This window comes from Tardiphaga robiniae (genome assembly GCF_013359755.1).
Taxonomy (GTDB): Bacteria; Pseudomonadota; Alphaproteobacteria; order Rhizobiales; family Xanthobacteraceae; genus Tardiphaga; species Tardiphaga robiniae.
The window spans coordinates 1-319 of record NZ_JABMCJ010000032.1 but is presented as its reverse complement, the minus strand read 5'-3'; the positions used below and the strand labels follow the sequence as shown (position 1 = coordinate 319).

The 319-nt window shown below is 64.6% G+C and carries 1 protein-coding gene; it reads right to left on the bottom strand.

Features of this window, described 5'->3' with window-relative positions; genetic code table 11:
* Positions 1 to 28: 28 nt before the first annotated feature.
* On the bottom strand, positions 29 to 319 hold a 291-nt coding region (locus tag HP556_RS00150), incomplete at its 5' end, for an FCD domain-containing protein (protein WP_175365472.1).

Here is a 319-nt window from a genome sequence, read left to right as displayed (position 1 = left end):
CCGTTTGTCGGGATTGTTGAACGGCTCGTCAGGTGTTGGTGTTTGCGATCTCCTGCTCCTGCGGGTCGATCGGGGCGTGATCAGCCAGCGCCTCAATGTCGGCGGCAGCGATCTGCACATGGCGATGAACGAGCGCGGTGACAGCGATTTCGTCGCGCGCTTCGATGGCCGCGACGAAAGCGCGGTGATCGTCGAGCGAGCGCTGGCGCAACGCCGCGGATTCGAAGTAACGGCGACGCCCGCGCGTGCTCATCAGCATCAGGGGCGTAATCGTGCGCACGAGAATGCGGTTCTGGCTGGCGCCCGCCACCGCAAGATG